Annotated in this window: 28 protein-coding genes; 25 read left to right on the forward strand and 3 right to left on the reverse strand. The window is 70.5% G+C overall.

What is annotated here, in order from left to right; translation table 11 throughout:
• Positions 1–532 precede the first annotated feature (532 nt).
• The 10 genes from mihF to CLV71_RS23630 all read left to right on the forward strand — a co-directional run bounded on the left by mihF (position 533) and on the right by CLV71_RS23630 (position 8,385).
• Positions 533–850 (forward strand): integration host factor, actinobacterial type, encoded by a 318-nt coding sequence (mihF, locus tag CLV71_RS23585; protein WP_133905065.1) that lies wholly within the window; start codon positions 533–535, stop codon positions 848–850.
• A complete protein-coding gene (gene gmk / locus CLV71_RS23590; protein WP_133904998.1) occupies positions 847–1,446 on the forward strand; it encodes a guanylate kinase in 600 nt (199 codons plus the stop codon). Before mihF ends, gmk begins: the two co-directional genes overlap by 4 nt.
• The gene (rpoZ, locus tag CLV71_RS23595; RefSeq protein ID WP_208297706.1) at positions 1,446–1,736 is read left to right on the forward strand and encodes a DNA-directed RNA polymerase subunit omega; all 291 of its coding nucleotides are present in this window, start codon (positions 1,446–1,448) and stop codon (positions 1,734–1,736) included. Before gmk ends, rpoZ begins: the two co-directional genes overlap by 1 nt.
• A gap of 442 nt (positions 1,737–2,178) precedes the next feature.
• The gene (gene coaBC, locus CLV71_RS23600; protein ID WP_133904999.1) at positions 2,179–3,405 is read left to right on the forward strand and encodes a bifunctional phosphopantothenoylcysteine decarboxylase/phosphopantothenate--cysteine ligase CoaBC; all 1,227 of its coding nucleotides are present in this window, start codon (positions 2,179–2,181) and stop codon (positions 3,403–3,405) included.
• Between the two features lie 66 nt (positions 3,406–3,471).
• Entirely contained in the window at positions 3,472–4,674 is a 1,203-nt protein-coding gene (gene metK, locus CLV71_RS23605) for a methionine adenosyltransferase (RefSeq protein ID WP_166664223.1), read from the forward strand.
• A 13-nt stretch (positions 4,675–4,687) separates the two neighbouring features.
• Positions 4,688–5,041, forward strand: a complete 354-nt coding sequence (locus tag CLV71_RS23610; protein ID WP_243866660.1) for a DUF5313 family protein — start codon at positions 4,688–4,690, stop codon at positions 5,039–5,041.
• Positions 5,042–5,175: 134 nt separating this feature from the next.
• Complete coding sequence (locus CLV71_RS47880; RefSeq protein WP_166664200.1) at positions 5,176–5,397, forward strand: hypothetical protein; 222 nt, start codon at positions 5,176–5,178, stop codon at positions 5,395–5,397.
• 10 nt (positions 5,398–5,407) lie between these two features.
• The gene (locus CLV71_RS23620) at positions 5,408–5,941 is read left to right on the forward strand and encodes a MarR family winged helix-turn-helix transcriptional regulator (protein WP_133905001.1); all 534 of its coding nucleotides are present in this window, start codon (positions 5,408–5,410) and stop codon (positions 5,939–5,941) included.
• Positions 5,938–6,366, forward strand: a complete 429-nt coding sequence (locus tag CLV71_RS23625; RefSeq protein WP_133905002.1) for a hypothetical protein — start codon at positions 5,938–5,940, stop codon at positions 6,364–6,366. The genes CLV71_RS23620 and CLV71_RS23625 overlap by 4 nt, the downstream gene beginning before the upstream one ends.
• A gap of 36 nt (positions 6,367–6,402) precedes the next feature.
• Entirely contained in the window at positions 6,403–8,385 is a 1,983-nt protein-coding gene (locus CLV71_RS23630) for a primosomal protein N' (protein ID WP_133905003.1), read from the forward strand.
• On the opposite strand, the gene CLV71_RS23635 is transcribed toward CLV71_RS23630, so the two are convergent.
• Positions 8,382–9,173, reverse strand: a complete 792-nt coding sequence (locus CLV71_RS23635) for a hypothetical protein (RefSeq protein WP_133905004.1) — start codon at positions 9,171–9,173, stop codon at positions 8,382–8,384. The two genes, CLV71_RS23630 and CLV71_RS23635, sit on opposite strands and share 4 nt — an antisense overlap.
• The gene (locus CLV71_RS23640; protein ID WP_243866661.1) at positions 9,170–9,751 is read right to left on the reverse strand and encodes an RNA polymerase sigma factor; all 582 of its coding nucleotides are present in this window, start codon (positions 9,749–9,751) and stop codon (positions 9,170–9,172) included. Before CLV71_RS23640 ends, CLV71_RS23635 begins: the two co-directional genes overlap by 4 nt.
• Positions 9,752–9,853: 102 nt before the next feature.
• On the opposite strand from CLV71_RS23640, the gene def reads away from it, so the two are divergent.
• The 10 genes from def (at position 9,854) to CLV71_RS23690 (ending at position 17,772) form a co-directional block, all read left to right on the forward strand.
• Positions 9,854–10,399, forward strand: coding sequence for a peptide deformylase (gene def, locus CLV71_RS23645; RefSeq protein WP_133905005.1), 546 nt, complete (start codon positions 9,854–9,856; stop codon positions 10,397–10,399).
• Positions 10,399–11,325: a methionyl-tRNA formyltransferase gene (gene fmt, locus CLV71_RS23650; RefSeq protein WP_133905006.1), complete on the forward strand. Its 927-nt coding sequence runs from the start codon at positions 10,399–10,401 to the stop codon at positions 11,323–11,325. The genes def and fmt overlap by 1 nt, the downstream gene beginning before the upstream one ends.
• Complete coding sequence (locus tag CLV71_RS23655; protein ID WP_133905007.1) at positions 11,322–12,767, forward strand: RsmB/NOP family class I SAM-dependent RNA methyltransferase; 1,446 nt, start codon at positions 11,322–11,324, stop codon at positions 12,765–12,767. Before fmt ends, CLV71_RS23655 begins: the two co-directional genes overlap by 4 nt.
• Positions 12,764–13,078: a hypothetical protein gene (locus CLV71_RS23660; RefSeq protein WP_133905008.1), complete on the forward strand. Its 315-nt coding sequence runs from the start codon at positions 12,764–12,766 to the stop codon at positions 13,076–13,078. The genes CLV71_RS23655 and CLV71_RS23660 overlap by 4 nt, the downstream gene beginning before the upstream one ends.
• Complete coding sequence (locus tag CLV71_RS23665; RefSeq protein ID WP_243866662.1) at positions 13,075–14,058, forward strand: asparaginase; 984 nt, start codon at positions 13,075–13,077, stop codon at positions 14,056–14,058. Before CLV71_RS23660 ends, CLV71_RS23665 begins: the two co-directional genes overlap by 4 nt.
• A gap of 62 nt (positions 14,059–14,120) precedes the next feature.
• Positions 14,121–14,771, forward strand: a complete 651-nt coding sequence (gene rpe / locus CLV71_RS23670; protein WP_208297720.1) for a ribulose-phosphate 3-epimerase — start codon at positions 14,121–14,123, stop codon at positions 14,769–14,771.
• Between the two features lie 2 nt (positions 14,772–14,773).
• Positions 14,774–15,427 carry a riboflavin synthase gene (locus CLV71_RS23675; protein WP_133905010.1) on the forward strand — a complete coding sequence of 218 codons (654 nt, stop codon included), beginning with the start codon at positions 14,774–14,776 and terminating at the stop codon, positions 15,425–15,427.
• On the forward strand, positions 15,420–16,655 hold the full coding sequence (locus CLV71_RS23680; protein ID WP_208297707.1) for a bifunctional 3,4-dihydroxy-2-butanone-4-phosphate synthase/GTP cyclohydrolase II: 1,236 nt from the start codon (positions 15,420–15,422) through the stop codon (positions 16,653–16,655). Before CLV71_RS23675 ends, CLV71_RS23680 begins: the two co-directional genes overlap by 8 nt.
• A gap of 173 nt (positions 16,656–16,828) precedes the next feature.
• Positions 16,829–17,326, forward strand: coding sequence for a 6,7-dimethyl-8-ribityllumazine synthase (ribH, locus tag CLV71_RS23685; RefSeq protein ID WP_133905012.1), 498 nt, complete (start codon positions 16,829–16,831; stop codon positions 17,324–17,326).
• A complete protein-coding gene (locus CLV71_RS23690; protein ID WP_243866663.1) occupies positions 17,323–17,772 on the forward strand; it encodes a PH domain-containing protein in 450 nt (149 codons plus the stop codon). The genes ribH and CLV71_RS23690 overlap by 4 nt, the downstream gene beginning before the upstream one ends.
• On the opposite strand, the gene CLV71_RS23695 is transcribed toward CLV71_RS23690, so the two are convergent.
• The gene (locus CLV71_RS23695) at positions 17,764–18,555 is read right to left on the reverse strand and encodes a carboxymuconolactone decarboxylase family protein (RefSeq protein WP_133905014.1); all 792 of its coding nucleotides are present in this window, start codon (positions 18,553–18,555) and stop codon (positions 17,764–17,766) included. The two genes, CLV71_RS23690 and CLV71_RS23695, sit on opposite strands and share 9 nt — an antisense overlap.
• A 144-nt stretch (positions 18,556–18,699) precedes the next feature.
• Between CLV71_RS23695 and CLV71_RS23700 the strand changes: the two genes are divergently transcribed.
• From CLV71_RS23700 to uvrC, 5 genes are all read left to right on the forward strand, one after another.
• Positions 18,700–19,194, forward strand: a complete 495-nt coding sequence (locus CLV71_RS23700; protein WP_243866664.1) for a Rieske (2Fe-2S) protein — start codon at positions 18,700–18,702, stop codon at positions 19,192–19,194.
• 122 nt (positions 19,195–19,316) lie between these two features.
• On the forward strand, positions 19,317–20,336 hold the full coding sequence (locus tag CLV71_RS23705) for a GDSL-type esterase/lipase family protein (protein WP_133905015.1): 1,020 nt from the start codon (positions 19,317–19,319) through the stop codon (positions 20,334–20,336).
• Positions 20,337–20,498: 162 nt separating this feature from the next.
• Positions 20,499–21,404 carry a helix-turn-helix domain-containing protein gene (locus CLV71_RS23710; protein WP_133905016.1) on the forward strand — a complete coding sequence of 302 codons (906 nt, stop codon included), beginning with the start codon at positions 20,499–20,501 and terminating at the stop codon, positions 21,402–21,404.
• Positions 21,298–21,561, forward strand: coding sequence for a DUF397 domain-containing protein (locus CLV71_RS23715; RefSeq protein ID WP_133905017.1), 264 nt, complete (start codon positions 21,298–21,300; stop codon positions 21,559–21,561). The genes CLV71_RS23710 and CLV71_RS23715 overlap by 107 nt, the downstream gene beginning before the upstream one ends.
• Before the next feature lie 9 nt (positions 21,562–21,570).
• The gene (gene uvrC, locus CLV71_RS23720; protein ID WP_133905018.1) at positions 21,571–23,514 is read left to right on the forward strand and encodes an excinuclease ABC subunit UvrC; all 1,944 of its coding nucleotides are present in this window, start codon (positions 21,571–21,573) and stop codon (positions 23,512–23,514) included.
• Positions 23,515–23,566: the final 52 nt, after the last annotated feature.

The following is a 23,566-nucleotide window of genomic DNA, read 5'->3' on the forward strand; positions in this document are numbered from 1 at the left end:
CGAACTTGCCGGAATCCCGCGTAACGGCAAGGTTTGACTGGATTTCATATTTCCGTCGTGGAAAGCGCGTACCCGTCCGCGGCGAGCGACACGCGGCCGATTCCCCCGGCTTTCCCCATGGTCGCGGCACCCGGCCGCCGCCTCTGTGTCGAAGCCTGGCCGGTGCTGCGGCAGTTGGTCAGGCCACACCGTCCCACCTGGGGGAACTCGCTCCCGCTGGCGCGTTCGTGGCCGCCTGGTCGCAGCTCCTGCCGGGCGATACGACCCCCGGTGTCGCGCTCGCCTACACCCTCACCAAGATCGTTCTGCCATACCACGTCGAAGCGCTTCGCGCCGCGCGTGCGGTATGGTCCCGACACACCTGACCCGAAGGTGTTACCGCAGGTCCACGGGTGTTCGCTACTGAGAGTTGATCTATGCTCTCGAGTGCATCACCCACCGCACTAAGGTGGACCCGCGTTGTCACGACCAGCCGGTCCTCGGTAACGTCGCGACACCGATCCGCAGAAAACCCCACCCCCCGGAGGAAATCGTGGCCCTTCCCCAGCTGACCGAGGAGCAGCGGGCCGCAGCGCTGGAGAAGGCGGCTGCCGCCCGACGCGCCCGAGCTGAGCTCAAGGAGCGCCTGAAGCGAGGTGGCACCACCCTCAAGGATGTGCTCGCTCAGGCCGACAAGGACGAGGTCCTGGGCAAGATGAAGGTCACCGCACTGCTCGAGGCCCTGCCGGGCGTCGGCAAGGTGCGTGCCCAGCAGATCATCGAGCGTCTTGAGATCGCCCCTAGTCGCCGCCTGCGCGGCCTCGGCGACCGCCAGCGCAAGGCGTTGCTCGCCGAATTCAGCGGCGAGTGACGAGAAATGCGAATCGGAGGGGCCGGCTGGTCGTACTAGCCGGCCCTTCCGGCGTAGGTAAGAGCAGCGTCGTCCACGAGCTGCGGAAGCTCTACCCGGACCTGTGGTTCAGCGTGTCGGCCACCACGCGGGACCAGCGACCGGGCGAGCTGGACGGGGTGGACTACCGGTTCGTCACGGCCGACGAGTTCGACCGGATGATCAAGAACGACGACCTGCTCGAGTGGGCCGAGATCCACCGGGGCATCCACCGGTCCGGTACGCCGAGGGCCCCCATCGAGGACCGCCTGGCCGCCGGTGAGCCCGCCCTGGTCGAGGTCGACCTGCAGGGAGCCCGCAACCTGCGCGAGGCGATGCCCGAGGCCTACCTCGTGTTTCTGTCGCCGCCGAGCTGGGACGCCCTGGTCGAGCGGCTGGTACAGCGCGGCACCGAGGCGCCGGAGGTCGTGGAGCGTCGCCTGCGGACCGCCAAGGAGGAACTGGCGGCCCAGTCGGAGTTCGACGCTGTGGTTGTCAACACCGACGTGCGGAGCGCCGCGCGCGACTTGCTAAAGTTGATACTTGACAAGTCCTCTGATCAGCTGGAGAACCACTAGTGATCACACCCGCCGAGTTGGGCGCACTGGGCGACCCCTCGAGCCAGCAGCTCGAGGGCATCACCAACCCCCCGATCGACGACCTTCTCGACAAGGTCAGCTCCAAGTACGCCCTGGTGATCTACGCGGCCAAGCGCGCACGGCAGATCAACGACTACTACGCGCAGCTCGGTGAGGGCCTGCTCGAGTACGTCGGCCCGCTCGTCGAGCCGGGCCCCCGCGAGAAGCCGCTGTCCATCGCGCTCCGCGAGATCCACGCAGGCCTGCTGGAGCACACCGAAGGCGAATGAGTGGGCCGACGCCGGGAATAGGCCTGCGAACGCTGAGCGGAGCGAGGCCATGATCCAGAGCGGGCCGCCGGTGTCTGGACTGACGAGCACGGAGGCCCGGCGAGGTACGAGCCCTGGGTCTCCGCGCGCAGGAGGGAAGACGCCGGGTACAGGCCTGCGAACGCTGAGCGGAGCGAGGTCATGATCCAGAGCGGGCCGCCGGTGTCTGGACTGACGAGCACGGAGGCCCGGCGAGGTACGAGCCCTGGGTCTCCGCGCGCAGGAGGGAAGACGCCGGGTACAGGCCTGCGAACGCTGAGCGGAGCGAGGTCATGATCCAGAGCGGGCCGCCGGTGTCTGGACTGACGAGCACGGAGGCCCGGCGAGGTACGAGCCCTGGGTCTCCGCGCGCAGGAGGGAAGACGCCGGGTACAGGCCCGCGAACGCTGAGCGGAGCGAGGCCATGATCCACAGCGGGACCTCCCGCGTCGTTCTGGGCGTTGGCGGCGGTATCGCCGCCTACAAGGCGTGCGAGGTCCTTCGGCAGCTGACCGAGTCCGGACACTCGGTCCAGGTCGTGCCGACAGAGGCGGCGCTGCGTTTCGTGGGCGCCGCGACGTTCGAGGCGCTGTCCGGGCAGCCGGTGCACACCGGCGTCTTCGACGACGTGCACGAGGTGCCGCACGTGCGCATCGGCCAGGAAGCCGACCTGGTGCTCGTCGCGCCCGCGACCGCGAACCTGCTGGCCAAGGCCGCACACGGGCTCGCGGACGACCTCCTCACCAACACGCTGCTCACCGCACGCTGTCCGGTCATGATGGTGCCCGCGATGCACACCGAGATGTGGGAGCACGCGGCCACGCGTCAGAACGTGGCGACACTGCGCGAGCGCGGCGTCGTGGTGACCGAGCCGGCGAGCGGCAGGCTGACGGGCAAGGACACCGGCAAGGGGCGGCTCGCCGACCCCGCCGAGATCGTCGACCTGGCCAGGTTGCTCCTGGCCCGGCCGGACGCGCTGCCGAGGGACATGGCCGGTCTGCGGGTCGTCGTGTCGGCCGGTGGCACCCGGGAGGCGCTGGACCCGGTCCGCTACCTGGGCAACCGCTCGTCCGGCAAGCAGGGCTACGCTCTCGCGCGCACCGCGGCGCAACGCGGCGCGCAGGTGACGCTGGTCGCGGCGGCGACGGTCGGGTTGCCGGAGCCCGCGGGCGTGGAGCTGGTCCGGGTGGGCACGGCACTGGAGCTGCGTGACGCCATGCACGTCGTGTCACCAGGTGCTGACGTGGTGGTCATGGCGGCCGCGGTTGCCGACTTCCGCCCGGTGTCGCAGGCTGAGTACAAAATCAAGAAGACCGACCGGGACCCGGACCCGGTCGCTCTGACGCGCAACCCGGACGTGCTCGCGGAGCTCGTCGGGGTGCGGTCGCCGGGCCAGGTCATCGTCGGCTTCGCCGCGGAGACCGGCGACGGTGGCGCTGACGTGCTGGAACACGCTCGTGCGAAACTGAAGCGCAAGGGCTGTGACCTGCTCGTCGTCAACGCTGTCGGGGAGGGCAAGGCCTTCGAGACCGAGGACAACGCCGGCTGGCTCCTGTCCTCCGACGGGTCCGAACGGCCTATCGCACTGGGCTCGAAGGCGCACATGGCGTCCGATATATGGGATGCCGTGGTAACGCTGACTCATAACTGAGCGGCGCTCGATACCCAGTTCATACGCTAATCGCAGCAACCAGGGAAAGAGTGGGTGGGAAACGTCGTGAGTGAATCCGCAAGCCGGCTGTTCACCAGCGAATCGGTGACCGAGGGGCATCCCGACAAGATCTGCGACGCCATCAGCGACGCGGTGCTGGACGCTCTCCTGTCGAAGGACCCGAAGTCCCGCGTGGCGGTCGAGACCCTCGTGACCACCGGCCAGGTGCACGTCGCGGGCGAGGTCACGACCGAGGCGTATGCGGACATTCCGGCCCTGGTACGCGAGACGATCCTGGGGATCGGCTACGACTCGTCGGCCAAGGGCTTCGACGGCAACTCGTGCGGCGTCAACGTCGCGCTCGGCTCGCAGTCGCCCGACATCGCGCAGGGTGTCGACACCGCGTACGAGAAGCGTGTCGAGAGCGACGAGGACGAGATCGCCAAGCAGGGGGCGGGCGACCAGGGCCTGATGTTCGGCTACGCGTGCACCGACACGCCGGAGCTGATGCCGCTGCCGATCGCGCTGGCCCACCGCCTGTCGAAGCGCCTGACCGAGGTCCGCAAGAACGGCCAGCTGCCGTACCTGCGTCCGGACGGCAAGACCCAGGTCACCATCGAGTACGCGGGTGACCAGGCCGTGCGACTGGACACCGTCGTCGTGTCCTCGCAGCACGCCGAGGGCGTCGACCTGGAGAAGCTGCTCGGTGTGGACGTGCGCGAGCAGGTCGTGCTGCCCGAGATCGGCCAGCTGGAGCTGGACACCGAGAACGTGCGCCTGCTGGTCAACCCGACCGGCCGCTTCGTCATCGGCGGACCGATGGGTGACGCGGGCCTGACCGGCCGCAAGATCATCGTCGACACCTACGGCGGCATGGCCCGCCACGGTGGTGGCGCCTTCTCCGGCAAGGACCCGTCGAAGGTGGACCGCTCCGCGGCGTACGCCATGCGCTGGGTGGCCAAGAACGCGGTCGCCGCCGGTCTCGCCAGCCGCATCGAGGTCCAGGTGGCCTACGCCATCGGCAAGGCGGCCCCGGTCGGCCTGTTCGTCGAGACGTTCGGCACCGAGACGGTTGATCCGACGAAGATCCAGCAGTCGATCAGCGAGGTCTTCGACCTCCGCCCGGCCGCGATCATCCGCGACCTCAACCTGCTGCGGCCCATCTACCGGCAGACCGCCGCGTACGGCCACTTCGGCCGTCCCGAGCTGGACCTGCCCTGGGAGCGGACTGACCGTGCGGACGCCCTCAGGTCGCTCGCGGGCGCCTGACCCCATTCACTGGTTGCGGTATGCGGTGGCGGGTTCCCTGCCCACCGCATACCACCAGTGGGTGCTCTACGACCTGACCTGCGGCACGTGGGTGCTCAGGCACCTCAGCCGTGCCCTCGTGCAGTTCTCGTTCTGGTGGCTGTGCCTGCTCGTACCTGGCCCGCTGTCCCTGCGGTTCGCCATGGTCGCGCTCGGCTACCTGCTGGGTCTCTACTTCTCACTGTCCTTCATGGAGGACGCGTGTGAGCGGCGGTTGCTGAAGGCCGGCTATCCACCGGGCCTCAACCGAAAGATCCGCGAGGAAACCCCGGTGTCGGAACGCGCCGCGACGGTCGCCTTGTACGCGTCGTACTACCCGCCCAGCTGACTACGGCGAACAATGCCGACAAGGCGGTACTCGGCAGAACGAGAACCGGTCCGTTCGTATTCTTTGGAATCCCGCACCGCGGCGTCAGCGGCATCGACAAAAGCGATCTCGACGCAACTTTCGTTGCCACCCGCGTGGGCGTCGACCTGACCCACGACGCATGGAACCCCCACGACAGGGCCTTCCCGGCGGAGTCGTTCGTCACGGTCGACGAGTTGCGGGACGTGGTGCGGCAGTGGGCGTTCGGTGACGTGTTGCCGCCACCGGCCGTCCCGTGGGTGAGCGTGCCCCACGAAAGTGTCAGCTGGTTCTGGTCCGAAGGGCCGGTACTGGCAGTGCCTACTGTCAAACGCTAGTCTTTCCTTCATGGAAAGAACGAACGTGGTGCGGGAGCTGAACAGGGCCACCTTCGTGCTGGTCTCGGAGGCTCAGCGGGGGATGGCGAAGGCGTTCGACGCGCCTCGGGTCGGCGTCCTTCGGATGGTCGCCGACGGACCGCTGCGGCCGAGCGAGATCGGGGAACGGCTGGACATGGCGCCGTCCTCCGTCACGCGGCACGTGCAGGCGTTGGAGGACGCCGGGCACGTGACCGTCGAGGCCGATCCCTTCGACGCACGGACCTGCCTCGTCGAGGTGACCGAGGACGGCACCGAGGAACTCGACCGGCTGGAGAGCCTCGGGCTCGCCGCGTTCGAGCAGGTCGTCGCCGACTGGGATGCCGACGATCTCGTCACGCTCACCCGTCTGCTGGCGCGGCTCACCCGGGACTGGGCCGAACGCGGCACCGCCGCCCGCCGCCCGGCGCGACCCGGCAAGGCACCCCGCTGGCGCTTCCGGCCACGCGAACAGCCGGCCCACCAACCAGCCGGACAGCCCCACGAACACGAGGGAAAACCATGAACACGACCATCCGGTGGACCACGTGGTGCCTCTACGCCCTCGCCGCGTTCCAGCTGCTCATCGCCGTCCTGCTCATCCTCGACTGGGACGACACCGTCACCTCGTTCGCCGGTGAGTCCTTCGCCCCCACCCGGGACGCGGCCGAGGGCGCGGCGGTCGGGTCGCTCGGCATCCACGTCCTCCTGGCCATCTTCTACACCGTGGTCGCCGCACGGCTGCCCGCCGGCCGACGGGGCACGCGGGTCAGAGCCACGATCCTCCTGAGCCTCACCGTCGTCGGCGGCCTCGTCACCCTGTTCGCCATCGCCGACGAAACGCCCCTCAACCCGGTCGGCATCGTCCTGGCCGCCGCCACCCTCGTCCTGCTGTGGCTCCCCGCCCAGTCCCGCGCACACTTCGCCAGGGTTCCCGCCACCACCCTATGACCAGCGCCGACGCCCCGATCTGGTAGACCAGCGGGCATGACCGGCGTGCGTAAAGGGGAGAACCGCCCGGCGGCCACGCTTCCGGTCGCCCGCGTCTACGTCGACGTCCCCCTCGCCCACCTGGACCGTCCCTTCGACTACCTCGTCCCCGAGTCCCTCGACGAGGCCGCCGTCCCCGGTTGCCGCCTCCGCATGCGTTTCGCGGGCAAGCAGGTCGACGGCTACCTCCTCGAACGGGTCGCCGAGTCCGAGTTCGGCGGCCGCATGGAGTACATCGGCAAGGTGGTCTCCAGCGAACCCGTGCTCACCCCCGACATCGCCACCCTCGCGCGGGCCGTCGCCGACCGGTACGCGGGCATGATGACCGACGTCCTGCGCCTCGCCATCCCGCCGCGCCACGCCAAGGTCGAAGCCGAGTCACCCGCCGAGCCACCCGCGACACCCGAGCCGCCCGACACCACCGCGTGGGCCCGCTACCCCCGAGGGCCCGCCTTCGTCGAGGCGCTCCGCAACTCGCGGCAGGCCCACGCCGTCTGGCAGGCGCTTCCCGGCGAGGACTGGCCCGCCCGCCTCGCCGAGCTGGCCGCCACCGCCGCCGCCAGCGACCGGGGCGCCGTCCTCGTCGTGCCCGACTACCGGGACGTCCAACGCCTCTACCAGGCCTGCGCGGAAAGAGTGGGGGACAACGTCGTCGCCCTGTCCGCCGACGCGGGCCCCGCCAAGCGGTACCGGGCCTGGCTGGGCGTCAAGCGCGGCACCACCCGCATCGTCGTCGGCACCCGTGCCAGCGTCTTCGCCCCCGTCCAGCGGCCGGGCCTGTTCGTCGTCTGGGACGACGGCGACGACCTCCACGCCGACCCGCACGCTCCCTACCCGCACGTCCGCGACGTCCTCATCCAGCGCGCCCACACCAGTGGCGCGTCACTGCTCGTCGCCGGGTTCGCGCGCACGGCCGAGGCCCAGCTGCTCGTCGAGTCCGGCTGGGCACCCGAGATCGTCGCCGCACGGGACGAGGTGCGCAGAGCCTCGCCGCGCATCACCTCCCTCGGCGAGACCGACCAGCAGCTCGCCCGCGACCCGGCCGCCCGCGCGGCCCGCATCCCGTCCGTCGCCTTCGAGGCCGCCCGTGAGTCGCTCAAGGCAGGCAGGCCGGTCCTCGTCCAGGTCCCGCGCGGCGGCTACGTCCCCGCCCTCGCCTGCCAGCAGTGCCGAAGCCCCGCACGCTGCCGCCGCTGCGCGGGCCCGCTCGGCCTCCCCTCCAGGGGCGCCGACGCCCGCCCGCCGACCTGCCGGTGGTGCGGCGTCCCCGACACGGCCTTCCGCTGCGGCGAGTGCGGGTCCCGGCGACTGCGTGCCATCGTCGTCGGCGTCAAGCGCACCGCCGAGGAGCTGGGCCGTGCCTTCGCCGACGTCCCCGTGCTCGGCTCCGGCGGGGCGGAGGTCCTCGGGCAGGTCGACGACCGCCCGGCCCTCGTCGTCGCCACCCCGGGCGCCGAGCCCGTCGGGAGCTACGGCGCCGCGCTCCTGCTCGACGGCTGGGCCCTGCTCGGCCGCGCCGACCTCCGCGCCACCGAGGAGACCCTGCGCCGCTGGATGACCGCCGCCGCGATGGTCCGCAGCGACGGGCGGGTCGTCGTGCTCGCCGAGTCGGCGATGCCCGTCGTGCAGGCGCTGGTGCGCTGGGACCCGGTCTGGCACGCGAGCCAGGAGCTGGCCGCACGCACCGAGCTGGGCTTCCCCCCTGCGGTGCGGATGGCGTCGGTCGACGGACCGCCGAAGGCACTGGCCATGTTCCTCGACGAGCTGAAGCTCCCCGCGTCCGGCGAGATCCTCGGACCCGTCCCCCTCGGCGAGCCCGACCGCGACGGCAACACCGAGAAGGAACGCGCCCTCGTCCGCGCCACCCGCGCCGAGGGCCGGGCGCTCTCCGCCGCCCTCACCACCGCGCAACACGCCCGCACGGCACGGAAAGAGCCGGACTCGATCCGAGTCCGGCTCGATCCGCTGGAACTGATCTAGTAGTGCCCGGACGCTCCCTGCTCGTGGAGCTGGGCCGGGTCGTACGTCCATTCCCCCGTGACAACCAGGTTGCCGGCCGCGTCGCGGCCGTTCATCTGGACCTGGTCACCATCGTGCAGGTCCGGGAACGGCCCGGCGAAGAACACGCCTCTGTGGATGGGCGGCATCGGCCCGAGGCTCGTGCCTTCGATGACGTACTCCAGAGAAACCCCGTCGAGGTTCTCCGCCACCCCGACGATGATCCCGTCGGGGAACATGTACACCCCGTAGACGGCCTGGGTATCGGTCGACACGAAGGTCACCCGTGGGTTGGTCGGCGGGGACACCGTCGCCGTCCCGTCGTCGAGCACGCAGAACATGGTGTGGCCGGCTGCCTCGAACATGACGATGCCGATTTCGTACTCACTCAACCCGAAGACCGACTTGTACACCCAGGTGTTCCTCGGCGGGTACGCACCGGCCAGCGGGCTGGCGGCGACGACGTGGGCGCAGTTGTCGAGGTCCTCGTCCGGCGTGGTGAGGGGCTTCTCGCCGGCCGAGGTGCGTGCCGGTCCGCTGGCCGAGGTGTCGGTCGGGTTGGACTGCCCCGCCCGGCTGTTCGAGTCGTCCGGCGCGGCCGACTGGGTGACCATGACCGCGCCGGCCGCCAGCACGGCCACCGCGGCGGCTACGGCCAACGGCTTGCGGTTGCGCGACGGTGTGTCGGCGGACTGGTCCATCCGCATCCGCACGCGGTGGCGAACTTCCGGCGGCATCGTCCTGCGGGGTGGCAGGTCGAGATCGTTCATGGCGAGTCCTCCAGTTTCGTACGCAGCCGTGCTCTGGCACGCGAGAGACGAGAGCGGACGGACACCTCGGCCACGCCGAGCAGTTCCGCCGCGTCGGCCAACCCCACCTCGCCGAGCAGACACAGTTCGACGGCCTCCCGCTCGGCGCGGGGCAGGGACCGGACCGCCGCGAGCACGCGGACCATGCGTGCGTCTCTGTCGACCCGGTCGGCGACCTCGTCGGCGTGGTCGGCCGCGACGGACGAGTCCGGAGCCCTGCGGACCACCCGCAGGAACCGGGTCGTGGCGCGGCGTTCGTCGCGGACCACGTTGCCGGCGACCGTGTACAGCCACGGCCGGGCCGACTCCCGCACCAGCACGACATCCGCGCGTTTGCGCCACGCCTGCAGGAACGTGCTGGACGTGACGTCCTCGGCGAGGTTCCACGAGGCGGTCAGCCGGTAGGCGTGGTTCCACACCGCCTCGACGTGCCGCTCGAACAGCTCGCTGAAGGCGGCATGGTCGCCTACTGAGGATCTGGCCCAGAGATCGGCGTCGGAGGTGATGGCAGGTCCCCTCGGGGCGTTCGCTGTGTTCACTTCGTTCACGTCAGCAAGTGGCCGGCACGGCACTCACCGTTGCACCATCCGGGCACTGAATAGACTGGCCTCCGTCGCTCGTTGGAACCCGATCGGAGCAATGTGACTGTCCAGCCCATCCGCCTCTTCGGCGATCCCGTGCTGCGCACCCCCGCCGCCGAGGTGGTCGACTTCGACAAGGAGCTGGCCACCCTCGTCAAGGACCTCTGGGACACCATGGAGAGCCAGGAGGGCGCCGGATTGGCGGCGCCCCAGCTCGGCGTCGGACTGCGTGTGTTCACCTACCACTGCGACGGGTTCGCGGGCCACCTCGTCAACCCGACCTGGACCGCCGTCGGCGACGACATCCAGGACGGTGAGGAGGGCTGCCTGTCGATCCCGGGACTCTACTGGGACTGCAAGCGGGCCAGGAACATCGTCGCGCGCGGCTGGGACATGCACGGCGAGCCCCTCCAGATCGAGGGGACCGACCTGCTGGCCCGCTGCGTCCAGCACGAGACGGACCACCTCGACGGTGTCCTGTTCGTCGACCGGCTCGACGCGACGACCCGCAAGGCGGCGATGAAGGCCATCCGCGAGGCGGACTGGTTCGAGGGCAGCACACCCACGATCAAGCAGAGCCCGCACTCACTGTTCGGCGGGTCCTGATGCGTCTCGTTTTTGCTGGTACACCCGAGGTCGCACTGCCGTCGTTGCGTGCGTTCCTCGCCAGTGACCGGCACGAGGTCGCCGCCGTGGTCACGCGGCCGGACGCCCCTGCCGGCCGTGGCCGTCACCTGGTGCGCTCACCCGTCGGCGCACTCGCCGACGAGCACGGCATCGAGGTGCTCACCCCGGCCAAGGCGTCCGACCCCGACTTCCTCGACCGGCTGCGCACGATCGCGCCCGACGTGTGCCCGGTCGTCGCCTACGGGGCGCTCCTGCCCCGGAAGGCACTCGACATCCCGACCCACGGCTGGGTGAACCTGCACTTCTCGCTGCTGCCCGCATGGCGTGGCGCGGCCCCGGTGCAGGCGGCCGTGCGGCACGGTGACGAGATCACCGGAGCGAGCGTCTTCCGGATCGTGAAGGCGCTCGACGCGGGCCCGGTGTTCGGTGTGCTGACCGAGGCGGTGCGCGCGGGCGACACCGCCGGCGTGCTGCTCGACCGGCTCGCGCAGGCGGGTGCGGGGCTTCTCGTGGCCACGGTGGACGGCATCGAGGACGGCACGCTCCAGGCGGTGGAGCAGCCGGAGGACGGCGTGAGCTACGCGCCGAAGATCGCCACGGAGGACGCGCGCCTCGACTTCACCGCACCGGCGCTCGCCGTGGACCGGCTGGCCCGCGCCGTCACGCCCGACCCCGGCGCGTGGGCGGAGTTCCGTGACGAGCGCATCAAGCTCGGCCCGGTCAGGACGGTGGTCGCGGACGCGATCCCGCCGGGGGAGCTGCGGGTTGAGCGCAAGCGGGTCCTCGTCGGCACCGCGACCGACCCGGTCGCGCTCGGCGAGGTGCAGGCACCCGGCAAGAAACGGATGGCGGCCACCGACTGGGCGCGAGGCGCGCGAGTAGAACCAGGAGAGCGGCTGAAGTGACGCAACCACGACGGCGTCCGGCGAGGTTCTCCCGGCCGCGCACCCCCCACCCACCCAAGCAGCGGTCCGGACCCGACCGGCCCCCGGTCGACGACCCGGCCCGCCAGGCGGCGCTGGACACACTGCGCGAGGTCCGCGCCCGCGACGCCTACGCGAACCTGCTGCTCCCGCAGATCCTGCGGGAGAGACGCATCACCGGCCGCGACGCCGCGCTCGCGACCGAGCTCACCTACGGCGCGTGCCGCTGCATCGGCCTGCTTGACGAGGTCCTCGCGGCCTGTGTGGACCGCCAGCTCGCCAAGGTGGAGCCCGCGCTGCTCGACGTCCTGCGCCTGGGCTGCTACCAGCTGCTGCGCACGAGGATTCCCTCGCACGCCGCCGTCGCCTCCACCGTCGACCTGGTGCGGGCCGAGCACGGCTCACGCAGCAGCGGCTTCGTGAACGCGGTGCTGCGCAAGGTGGCCGAGCACACCGAGCAGGAGTGGCTCGACGAGCTGGCGCCCGACCCGGACAAGGACCGCATCGGCAACCTCGCGATGCGCGAGGCGCACCCGCGCTGGGTGGCCCGCGCGTTCGCCGACTCACTGGGCTCGACCGGCGAGGAGCTGCGTTCCGCGCTGGCCGCCGACAACGAGCGCCCGGCCGTGCACCTGGTGGCCCGCCCCGGCGAGATCACCGCCGAGGAGCTGGCCGCGATGACCGGCGGCGAGGTCGCGCCGTACTCGCCGTACGGGGTGCGCCTCGCGGCGGGCTCCGGCGACCCGGCCGGGATCGACGCGGTGCGCGAGCGGCTGGCGTCGGTGCAGGACGAGGGCAGCCAGCTGTGTGCGGTGGCGCTGACCAGGCCGGACGTCGACGGCGCCGACGAGCACTGGCTGGACCTGTGCGCGGGCCCCGGCGGCAAGTCGGCGCTGCTCGGCGCGCTGCTCGGCATCCAGGGCGGCCGCCTCGACGCGGTCGAGAAGGCCCCGCACCGGGCGCGGCTCGTCGAGCAGTCGACCCAGGGGCTCCCGATCGTGGTGCACGTGGGTGACGGCCGGTCACCCGCCGCGCTCGGCTTCGGCACCGGCACGTTCGACCGGGTCCTGGTCGACGCGCCGTGCACGGGCCTCGGTTCGCTGCGGCGCAGGCCGGAGTCCCGCTGGCGCCGCCAGCCCTCGGATGTCGGCGAGCTGACGAAGCTGCAGCGTGAGCTGCTGCTGGCGGCCGTGGACGTCACCCGTCCGGGTGGCGTGGTCGGCTACGTCGTGTGCTCGCCGCACCTGTCGGAGACCATCGGCGTGGTGTCCGACGTCGTCCGCAAGACCGGCCTCACCCCGCTGGACGCCCGCGAGTCGTTCCCTGACATGCCGGGCCTCGGGGACGGTCCGTACGTGCAGCTGTGGCCGCACCGGCACGGCACCGACGCCATGTTCTGCGCACTGCTCAGGAAGCCCGCGTGAGCCCCGACGACCTGCTCGACGACATCGCCGCCGAGCTGGCCGCCACCGGCGTGATCGCCGGGGCGATGTTCGGCAAGCGTGCGCTGAAGGCGAACGGCAAGGCCTTCACCTGCCTGAAGGGCGACGACCTCGCCTTCCGCCTCGGCGACGGCACCGCCGAGCACGGCGCGGCCCTCGATCTGCCCGGCGCGGCCCTGTTCGACCCGTCCGGCGGCGGACGCCCGTTCAAGGACTGGGTCGCGGTCCCGTTCGACCAGGCCGCCGAGTGGCCGCGGCTGGCGAAGGTCGCGCTCACCCGCGTCCAGCCGTGACGGGCCACGTCGCGGTCATCTCCATGGGCGGGACGATCGCGATGGCGCCCAGTGCCAGCGGCGGGATCGTGCCGTCACTGGGGGCAGACGACCTCGTGGCGTCCGTGCCGGGGCTCGCCGAGCTGGACGTGAAGATCACCACCGAGTCGCTGCGGTCGCTGCCGAGCCCGTCGCTCGGGTTCGCCGACCTCGTCGCGCTGTCCACCCGCGTGCGTCAGGAGATCGCCGCGGGTGCGGTCGGGGTCGTGGTCACCCACGGCACCGACACCATCGAGGAGACCGCGTTCTTCCTCGACCTGACCGTGCCGGACGACGCGCCCGTGGTCGTGACCGGGGCCATGCGCCACCCGCACTCGGCGGGACCGGACGGGCCCGCCAACCTCTATGCCGCCATCCGCGTCGCCCTGTCGCCGGACGCGCGGCGGATCGGCACGCTCGTCGTGATGTCCGACGAGATCCACGGCGCCCGGTTCGTCCGCAAGAACCACACCAGCAGCACCGGCGCGTTCGTCTCGCCCGGCTTCGGGCCGATCGGGTTCGTCGTCGAGGGCGACCCGCGCCTGCGGGGCATCGCCCGCACCGGCCTCACACTGCCTGCCGATCCCCGCGTCTCCGACGTCCGCGTCGGGCTCGTCACCGTCGCCATGGGTGACGACGGCGCGCTCCTGCGGCGTGCCGGCGACCTGTTCGACGGCCTGGTCATCGCCGGGCTCGGCGCCGGTCACGTCCCCGCCGCCATGGTGCCCGTCGTCGCCGACCAGGCCGTGCGCATCCCGGTGGTCCTGTCCACCCGCACCGGCGCGGGCTCGGTCCTGCGCCACACCTACGGCTACCCCGGTTCCGAACGCGACCTGCTGGACCGCGGCCTGATCCAGTCCGGTTTCCTCGACCCGGCCAAGTCGCGGGTGCTGCTCACGCTGCTGCTCGCCGTCGAAGCCAACCCGACGGCGATAGTCGAGGCGTTCGACCGCTTCCGCTGAGCGGATGCCCCAGCACGGCCCTACCTCGACGCAATAGGCTCGACGGCGTGCCACGAACTCCCATGATCGCGCCCAGCATCCTCGCCGCCGACTTCGCGCGGCTCGCCGAGGCGGCGCAGTCGGTCAAGGACGCGGACTGGCTGCACGTCGACGTCATGGACGGGCACTTCGTCCCGAACCTGACCATCGGCCTGCCGGTCGTCAAGGCGATCCTCAACAGCACGGCGATCCCGGTCGACTGCCACCTCATGATCGAGGACCCCGACCGCTGGGCCGTCGGCTACGCGGAGGCGGGCGCCTACAACGTCACCGTCCACGCCGAGGCCGCCGCCGACCCGGTCAAGCTCGCCAACGACCTGCGGGCCGCGGGCGCCAAGGCCGGGCTCTCGGTCAAGCCGGGTACCCCGTTCGAGCCCTATGTGGAATTGCTGCGGCACTACGACACGTTGCTCGTGATGTCCGTCGAGCCGGGTTTCGGCGGTCAGGAGTTCATGCCGGAGGTGCTCGACAAGGTGCGTCGCGCGCGGCGGCTGGTCGACTCGGGCGAGCTGCGGGTGGTGGTCGAGATCGACGGCGGCATCAACGCCGACACCATCGAGCAGGCGGCCGAGGCCGGGGTGGACTGCTTCGTCGCGGGTTCGGCCGTGTACGGGGCGAACGACCCGGGCAGGGCGATCGAGGCACTGAGGGACCGAGCCAGGAGGGCGATGTAGGGGTGTTCACGGGGATCGTGGAGGAACGCGGCGAGGTCGTCGCCGTGCAGGACCTGCCGGACGCCGCACGCGTCACCATCGCGGGGCCGCTCGTCACGAGCGACGCGCAGCTCGGTGACTCGATCTCCGTCAACGGCGTGTGCCTGACGGTCGTCGAGGTGTCGGCGGGTGCGTTCACCGCCGACGTCATGCGCGAGACGCTCGTGCGCAGCAGCCTGGACAAGATCGCGACCGGCGAGGCCGTCAACCTGGAGCGCGCCGCGGCCGTCGGCAAGCGCTTCGGCGGGCACATCGTGCAGGGGCACGTCGACGGCACCGGGGTGATCCTGTCGCGTGAGCCGAGTGCGCACTGGGACCTCGTCCGCATCGGGCTGCCCGCGAAGCTGGCGCGCTACGTCGTGGAGAAGGGCTCGATCACCGTCGACGGCGTGTCGCTCACGGTCGTGGACGTGTCCGACGACGAGTTCAGCGTCAGCCTCATCCCGGAGACCCTGCGGGCGACCACTCTCGGCATGCGGACACCCGGCGACCGGGTGAACCTGGAGGTCGACGTGGTGGCGAAGTACGTCGAGAGGTTGGCCCTACCACACTTGGCGGGCAACTCGACCTTGGCGGAGGAGAATGGCCTCGAGGCGGAGGAGGCTACTCATGGGTGACATCGAGGGCATCGAGCAAGCGATCTCCGACATCGCGGCCGGGCGCCCGGTGATCGTCGTGGACGACGAGGACCGGGAGAACGAGGGCGACCTGATCTTCGCGGCGGAGAAGGCCACGCCGGAGCTGCTCGCGTTCATGGTCCGCTACACGTCCGGGTACATCTGCGTGCCGCTGACGGAGGCCGACTGCGACCGCCTGGACCTGCCGCCGATGTTCCACACGAACCAGGACGTCCGGGGCACCGCGTACACGGTCACGGTGGACGCGAGGGAGGGCGTGAGCACCGGCATCTCGGCCGCCGACCGCGCCAGGACCATCCGCCTGCTGGCCGACCAGAAGTCCGTGGCCGGCGACTTCACGCGGCCCGGCCACGTGGTCCCGCTGCGCGCCAAGGAGGGTGGGGTCCTGCGTCGCGCCGGGCACACGGAGGCGGCGATCGACCTGACGGTCATGGCCGGGCTGCGTCCGGCGGGGGTGCTGTGCGAGATCGTGTCGCAGAAGGACGAGGGCGACATGGCGCGGCGCGAGGAGCTGGAGGTCTTCGCGGCCGAGCACGAGCTGACGATCATCTCGATCGCCGACCTCATCGACTACCGCCGCCGCAAGGAGGTGCAGGTCGTCCGCGTGGCGGAGGCCCGCATCCCGACGGCACACGGCGCGTTCCGGGCCGTCGGTTATGACTCCAAGCTCGACGGCATCGAGCACATCGCACTGGTCTACGGCGACCTTGACGACGGCGAGAACGTGCTGGTCAGGGTGCACTCGGAGTGCCTGACGGGTGACGTGTTCGGGTCACTGCGGTGTGACTGCGGACCCCAGCTGGACGCGGCGCTCGCGGCGGTGGCTGCCGAGGGGCGGGGGGTCGTGCTGTACATGCGTGGCCACGAGGGCCGGGGGATCGGCCTCATGCACAAGCTGCAGGCCTACCAGCTGCAGGACGACGGCCACGACACCGTGGACGCCAACCTGGCGCTGGGTGTGCCCGCCGATGCCCGCGACTACGGCCAGGGCGCCCAGATCCTGGTGGACCTCGGCATCAAGTCGATGCGCCTGCTGACGAACAACCCGGCCAAGCGCGTCGGCCTGGACGGCTACGGCCTGACCATCGTCGACCGCGTGCCGCTCCCGGTCCGCCCCAACGCCGAGAACCTGCGCTACTTACGCACCAAGCGCGACCGCATGGGCCACGAACTGGGCGACCTGGAGATCTTCGAAGCCCAAAGCTGACCCCCGCGACATCCCGACCCCCCCGGCCCCCGGTCCCGCCCCCATGCACTGAAGGACGCCTTCCTGACGCTGGGCGTACTGAAGGACGCCTTCAGTACGTTCGGCGGGTGGGGGCGGCGACGGCACGGCGGGCTCCCTCGCTGTCCGGTGGGCGGGGGAGGATACTGCTTGACGTGAGTGGTGAAGGCCGTCCCGAGGTCGAGGTCCAGGAGTGCGAGGGCATCCGCCTCGCCATCGCTGCCACCCGGTGGCACGAGAAGATCACGTCGACGCTGCTCGAACGCGCTCTCGCCGCCGCGGCGAAGGCCGGGATCAAGGAGCCGACCGTCGTGCGTGTGCCCGGCGCGATCGAGCTGCCCGTCGTCTGCCAGGCCCTCGCCAAGCAGCACGACGCCGTCGTCGCCCTCGGGGTCGTCGTCCGGGGTGGGACGCCCCACTTCGAGTACGTGTGCGACGCCGTCACCTACGGGCTCACGCGTGTCTCGCTCGACGAGTCGACGCCCGTCGGCAACGGGGTGCTGACCGTCAACGACGAGCAGCAGGCCATCGACCGGTGCGGACTGCCCGGCTCGGCGGAGGACAAGGGCTTCGAGGCCACGGTCGCCGCCCTCGACACGGCCATGGTCGTGCGCGGGCTGCGCCAGCCGTGGATGGATCGGAGCTTCGAGTGACCGCCCATCCCCACAAGGCCCGGATCATCGCCGTCGCCGTCGCGGTGTTCTTCGTCGTCGTGTTCGTGGTGGTCGGGCTGCTGCTGCGCAGTTCGTCGACGGGAGTGACCTTCTACGTGTCCGACCAGATCGCGATGATCGGGATCGGGCTCATCCTGGCGCTCGCCGCGCTCTGGTTCGCGCGTCCCCGCGTGCGGGCCGACCACGACGGCGTCGAGGTGCGCAACATGCTCGGCACGCACCGCTACCGCTGGGCGGAGGTCACCTCGGTGAGCTTCCCGGACGGCTCGCCGTGGGCACGCCTCGAGCTGCCCGCCGACGAGTACATCCCCATCCTCGCCGTCCAGGCCATCGACGGCGAGCACGCCGTGACCGCCATGCGCGAGCTGCGCCGCCTGCGCCGGGAGGCCGACGCCGAGACCGAGACCGACGCCGAGTCACGCTAACGCGCGCATCCCGGCGTCGTAGCTGCGCAGTGCCGCGTCGACCGAGGTGGCCGCCGTCAGCTCGAAGATCTCGTCCTCGCTGTGTCCCGCAGCGCGCAGGCGGTCGAAGTCCTCGTCGGTGACCCGGTACGACGCGTTGCGCACCAGCGCGGCGTAGAACTTCACGTCGTCCCCGACGGGCGTGCGGCGAACCACCTCACGCAGCGCCTCGATCGGGTCGTCCTCGGGGGCACCGCCCGCCAGCAGGAACCCGGGGAACCGGTACCCGAACCTGTGCAACGCCCGGGTGCCGCTGTGCACCTGGTCGCCACGCAGCACGAAGCCGAACGCGTTCGCGATCCTGTTCACCACGTTCCACACCAGGTCGACCCGCAGCGCCTCCTCGACGGCCGCCCTCGGGACCTCGGTGACACGACCGACTCGGTCGGGCGTCTGCGTGCTGTCGAGGAAGGCACGCACGGCCCGCAGCTCCGGCCGCGCCGACGAGGGGTCCTCCGGGGTGATCTCGCCGTTGCCCGCGATCCGGGTCAGCTCGGCGTGAGAGTCGACACAAAACGGGCACTGGTGCAGCTGCGCGGTGCGCATCGCCAGGTACTCGCGCTCACCGGCTGTCCAGAAGGAGGGTCCACGCATCGCCGGGGCCGTCACGGCCAGCAGGGCGCGGGAGAAGAAGTCCGGCCGGTACAGCAGCATGCGCACGATATCCGGGGTGTCGCGGCCGGTCGCGCGGAAGAACAGCCGGGCACGCAGGCGGTGGCCGTGGTCCAGGACGGACAGTCTCATACCCCGCTTCCTACCCCACGACGGTCACGCTGCGCGACCCTTCCCCCTCCGTCATTCGGAGGTACCGGCGCTGAACCGTTCGGCACGCCGACGCGTAGGGCCCGGTGTTCCCATCATTGCCGAGACAACCACTGGAGGCCCGGCTTGACTGCTGTCGAACCCACCTCGCCCACGAACACCCCCACGACCGCTCCCCGGTCGCGCCGCGATGTCCTGTGTGGCCTGATGGTCGCGCTCGTCGTCCCAGGCGCGGTCCTCGCCGCCTGCTCCGACAGCTCGGACAGTTCAGGAGGCGCCACCACCAACGGCTCGACCCCGGGCGGCTCGACTCCCGGCGGCGGTGGTGCCGCGGGCCTGACCGCCGTCGCCGACGTACCGGAGGGCGGCGGGGTCATCGTCGCCAATCCCGAGGGCGGCATGTTGTTGATCGTCCGTGAGGGTGACGAGGTCAAGGCGTACAACGCCGCGTGCACCCACATGGGCACCACGGTCGAGGCGCCGGTCGACGGCGTGTCGACGTGCCCGAACCACGGCAGCCAGTTCAACGCTGCCGACGGCTCCGTGAAGAAGGGGCCCGCGGCCCAACCGCTCGCGACGGTCGACGTCAAGGTCGAGGGCGACCAGGTCGTGCTCGCCTGACCGTTTTACGGCTCCCCGAGCAAACGCGAGCCCCATTCGGGTTATAGCCAGGCGGATGACCGCGTGGTTAGTGTGGGACCGCCATAACCAGTGGTGAACACGTGTGCTCGGGGAGTCAGGTCATGCGATCAGCGAAGATCGGTTTACTGGCGGCGTTACTCATCGGCGGCCTGACGGTCGCCGCGCCGACGGCCAACGCCGCCGACGACCGTCCGACCGCCGTCGTGTCGCTCGGCGACAGCGCCATCTCCGGCGAGGGTGCCGGCAACTACGAGACAGGTACCCGAGGCGAGAACGGCGACTGGTGCCACCGTTCGCTCAACGCCCTGGTGCACAAGACATCCGTCGCCAGCAAGACCATCAACCTGGCCTGCTCCGGCGCCGACTCCTCGAACGTGTCGCTGGCCGACACGACCCACTACACGGAGGGCTCCCAGTCCCGCAGGCTGATCTCGGTGGCCCAGCAGTACCGCGTGACGACGGTCATCGTGCAGATCGGCGCCAACGACGAGCCCCAGTTCGCCGACACCATCCTCGACTGCATCGGCGAGTGGTTCAACCCGTTCAGCTCCGGCTGCCGGTCCTCCCTGCGAACCCAGTGGCCCCAACGACTCGCGGCCATGACACCCAGGGTCGAGGCCGCACTCGCCGACGTCAAGTCCGCGATGTCCCAGGCAGGCTACGCCCCTGGTTCGTACAACCTGGTCCTCACCTCGTACGCCTCCCCGCTGACCGAGCGCATGGACGCGACCCTGCACGGCCCCCAGGGCTGCCCGTTCAAGCTGGCCGACGCTCAGTACGGTCGTACCGAAGCGGTGCCGCAGTTCGCCGAGGCCCTGCGCGGCGCGGCGACCCGCAGTGGCGCCAGGTTCCTGGACTTCTCGCGGGCGACCGAGGGCCACGAGGCGTGCAGTGGTTACGGCAACTCGGCCACGGAGTGGCAGAACCGCGTCAAGGTCGACCCGTGGGCGTGGGTGACCGGTGGTCTCGACGCGATCGGTATCCACATGGCGCAGGAGTCCTTCCACCCCAACGCGCAGGGGCACGCACAGCTTGGCCGGTGTGTCACGGAGTTCGTGAACTCGGGCCGTTCTTCAGCCCAGTGCCAGATCGGGGCCGACGGCAACCTCCATGCCGTGTAGCCGGATAGGGGGCACTGGGGGGTGAGCGTGACCCCGCGGCGGCCGTGTTCTCGCCGGCCGCCGCGGGGGCACGTGTCGCCACCCTGGCAAGGGGCCATCCGTTGGGGTGGTGTTTCGCGTGTGGCACAAGGAATCCCTGATGAGCGGCCGTAGCGTGCGCACATGGGACGCACCAACGCCACAGCCTGCTACCGGGAACTGGGCGCAGAACTACGGAAGTACCGCGAACTGGCCGGCCTGAGCGGCGACGACGTCGCGAGAACGACCGGTTGGCACCGCAGCAAGGTCTGCCGGGTCGAGAAGGGTCAGGTGGAGATCAGCCTGGTCGATGCCATTCATTACCTGGGCGCCTGCAAGGTGTTCGCCGCCGAGGCCAGGGATCTTCTCCACTTGTGCGGGGAGGCTGAGCGCCAGACTGGCTACTGGCTGGGCCCACACGGCGACTGGCTGGAGGACTCCCTCACCTCCCTGATCTATCACGAATCCACTGCCGACCGCTCGATCAGCTACGAGCCGACAGTCATCCCCGGTCTGCTCCAGACCCGGCGCTACGCGCGGGTGTGGATCGAGCGAACGCCTGGCTGGTCGAGGGAAGCGGTGGAGGCGGGCATTCGTTCGCGGGAGGAACGCCAGCAGATCCTGCACCGGCCCCGAAAGGGCGAGTTCATCTTCTACATTCACGAGCAGGCGCTCCGCCTGCGAGTGGGCAGCCACAACGTGATGAAGGAGCAGTTGCTCAGGCTGCTGTTCCTCGCAGCCTTGCCCCACATCACCCTGCGGGTCCTGCCTGCTTCTGCGGAGGTTCGGGCGGTGTTCGGCAACTCGTTCCGCCTGTTCGAGTACGCCGAACACAACCCCTTGGTCTACCTCGACCACGTCAGGACCGGCCTCTTCCTGGAGGACCAAGAGTTCGTCATCGCCTATCGCCGGCTCCTGCCGAAGATCTCCTCGATCGCCCTCGATGAGGCAGAATCGAGGACGTTCGTTGCCGCCCTGGCAAACGCACTCGACCAAAGGAGCTGCCGGAGTGAGGCTGGCATCTACGAGCTGGAGGAAGAGCAGCTATAGCCAGGAGGGCGGGAGCGACTGCGTCGAGGTGGCGTTCGGTGAGGTGTCGGCGGGGGTTCGGGACTCGAAGAACGCCAGGTCGGCGTTGGTCCTACCATCCGCGAGCTGGCGACGCTTCGTAACGGTGGTGTCGATGGCTGTCGGGGGTCGGTCGTAGGCTGGTCGGGTGGCTGATCCGTCGACATATCGTCCGTCGCCGGGCACGATTCCTGACGCGCCCGGGGTATACAAGTTCCGCGACCCCGGCGGACGGGTGATCTATGTCGGCAAGGCGAAGTCCCTGCGCAGCAGGCTCAACTCCTACTTCGCCGACCTCACGCAGCTGCACCCGCGCACCCGGCAGATGGTCACCACGGCGGGCAGCGTCGAGTGGACCGTCGTCGCGACCGAGGTCGAGGCGCTCCAGCTCGAGTACAACTGGATCAAGGAGTTCGACCCCCGGTTCAACGTCCGCTACCGGGACGACAAGTCCTACCCCGTGCTCGCCGTCACCCTCAACGAGGAGTACCCCCGCCTCCACGTCTACCGGGGCCCCCGCCGCAAGGGCGTCCGCTACTTCGGCCCCTACGCCCACGCCTGGGCCATCCGCGAGACCCTCGACCTCCTCCTGCGTGTCTTCCCCGCCAGGACCTGCTCCGGCGGCGTCTTCAAACGCCACGGCCAGATGGGCCGCCCCTGCCTCCTCGGCTACATCGGCAAGTGCTCGGCCCCCTGCGTCGGCAAGGTCTCCGCCGACGAGCACCGCGACATCGTCGAGGACTTCTGCGACTTCCTGGCCGGCAAGACCGACCACATGATGAAGCGCCTCGAGAAGGAGATGAACGCCGCCTCCTCCGACCTCGAGTTCGAGCGCGCCGCCCGCCTCCGCGACGACCTCGCCGCCATGCGCCGCGCCATGGAGAAGCAGGCCGTCGTCCTCGGCGACGGCACCGACGCCGACGTCGTGGCCTTCGCGCACGACGACCTCCAGGCCGCCGTCCAGGTCTTCCACGTGCGAGGCGGCCGGGTCCGCGGCCAGCGCGGCTGGGTCATCGACAAGATCGAGGACATGGACGAGGCCGACCTCGTCGACCAGTTCCTCCTCCAGTTCTACGGCGACCAGGCCGACCTCGCCGGCGACGTCGGTCCCGAGGCCGACACCAGCCCCGTCCCCCGCGAGGTGCTCGTCCCGGCCCTGCCCGAGGACGAGGACGCCATGGCCGACCTCCTCACCGAGCTGCGCGGCTCCCGCGTCCAGCTGCGCGTCCCCCAGCGCGGTGACAAGCGCGCACTGATGGAGACCCTCGAACGCAACGCCAAAGAGGCCTTCACCCAGCACAAGCTCCGCCGCGCGGGCGACCTCACCGCCCGCTCGGCCGCACTCCAGGAGCTGCAGGACTCCCTCGGCCTCGACACCGCGCCGCTGCGCATCGAGTGCATCGACATCAGCCACATCCAGGGCAGCGACGTCGTGGCCTCGCTGGTCGTGTTCGAGGACGCGCTGCCCCGCAAGTCCGAGTACCGCCGCTTCGCGATCAAGGACGCGGCCACCGAGGGCGACGTCGCCTCGATCGCGGAGGTCGTGCGCAGGCGCTTCCACCGCTACCTCCAGGAGACCCGCGAGGAGCAGCGCGGCGGCATCGACCCCGAGACCGGGCGGCCGAAGAAGTTCGCGTACCCGCCGAACCTGCTCGTCGTCGACGGCGCGGGCCCGCAGGCCAACGCGGCGGCCGACGTGCTGGCCTCGATGGGCATCCAGGACGTCGCGGTGATCGGCCTCGCCAAGCGACTGGAGGAGGTGTGGCTGCCCGCCGACCCCGAGCCGACCATCCTCTCGCGGACGAGCGAGGGCCTCTACCTGCTGCAACGCGTCCGTGACGAGGCACACCGGTTCGCTATCACCTACCATCGCCAGAAGCGGTCCAAGCGGATGACCACCTCGGCGCTGGACGGCATCCCCGGCCTCGGCCAGAGCCGCAAGGCCGCTTTGCTCAAGCACTTTGGTTCGGTCAAACGGTTACGCCAGGCGTCAGTGGACGACATCAGCGGTGTACCGGGGATCGGCGCACAGACGGCGGCTCTGGTGCACAGAGCACTTGCCGCCGAAACGGACAACGGGAGAACGTCTTGAGTGGAGCAGGCCGAGTGCTTCTCAACCGCGCCTCAGGGGAACGTGACGCAAA

This window comes from Actinophytocola oryzae (assembly GCF_004364325.1).
Classification (GTDB): Bacteria; Actinomycetota; Actinomycetes; order Mycobacteriales; family Pseudonocardiaceae; genus Actinophytocola; species Actinophytocola oryzae.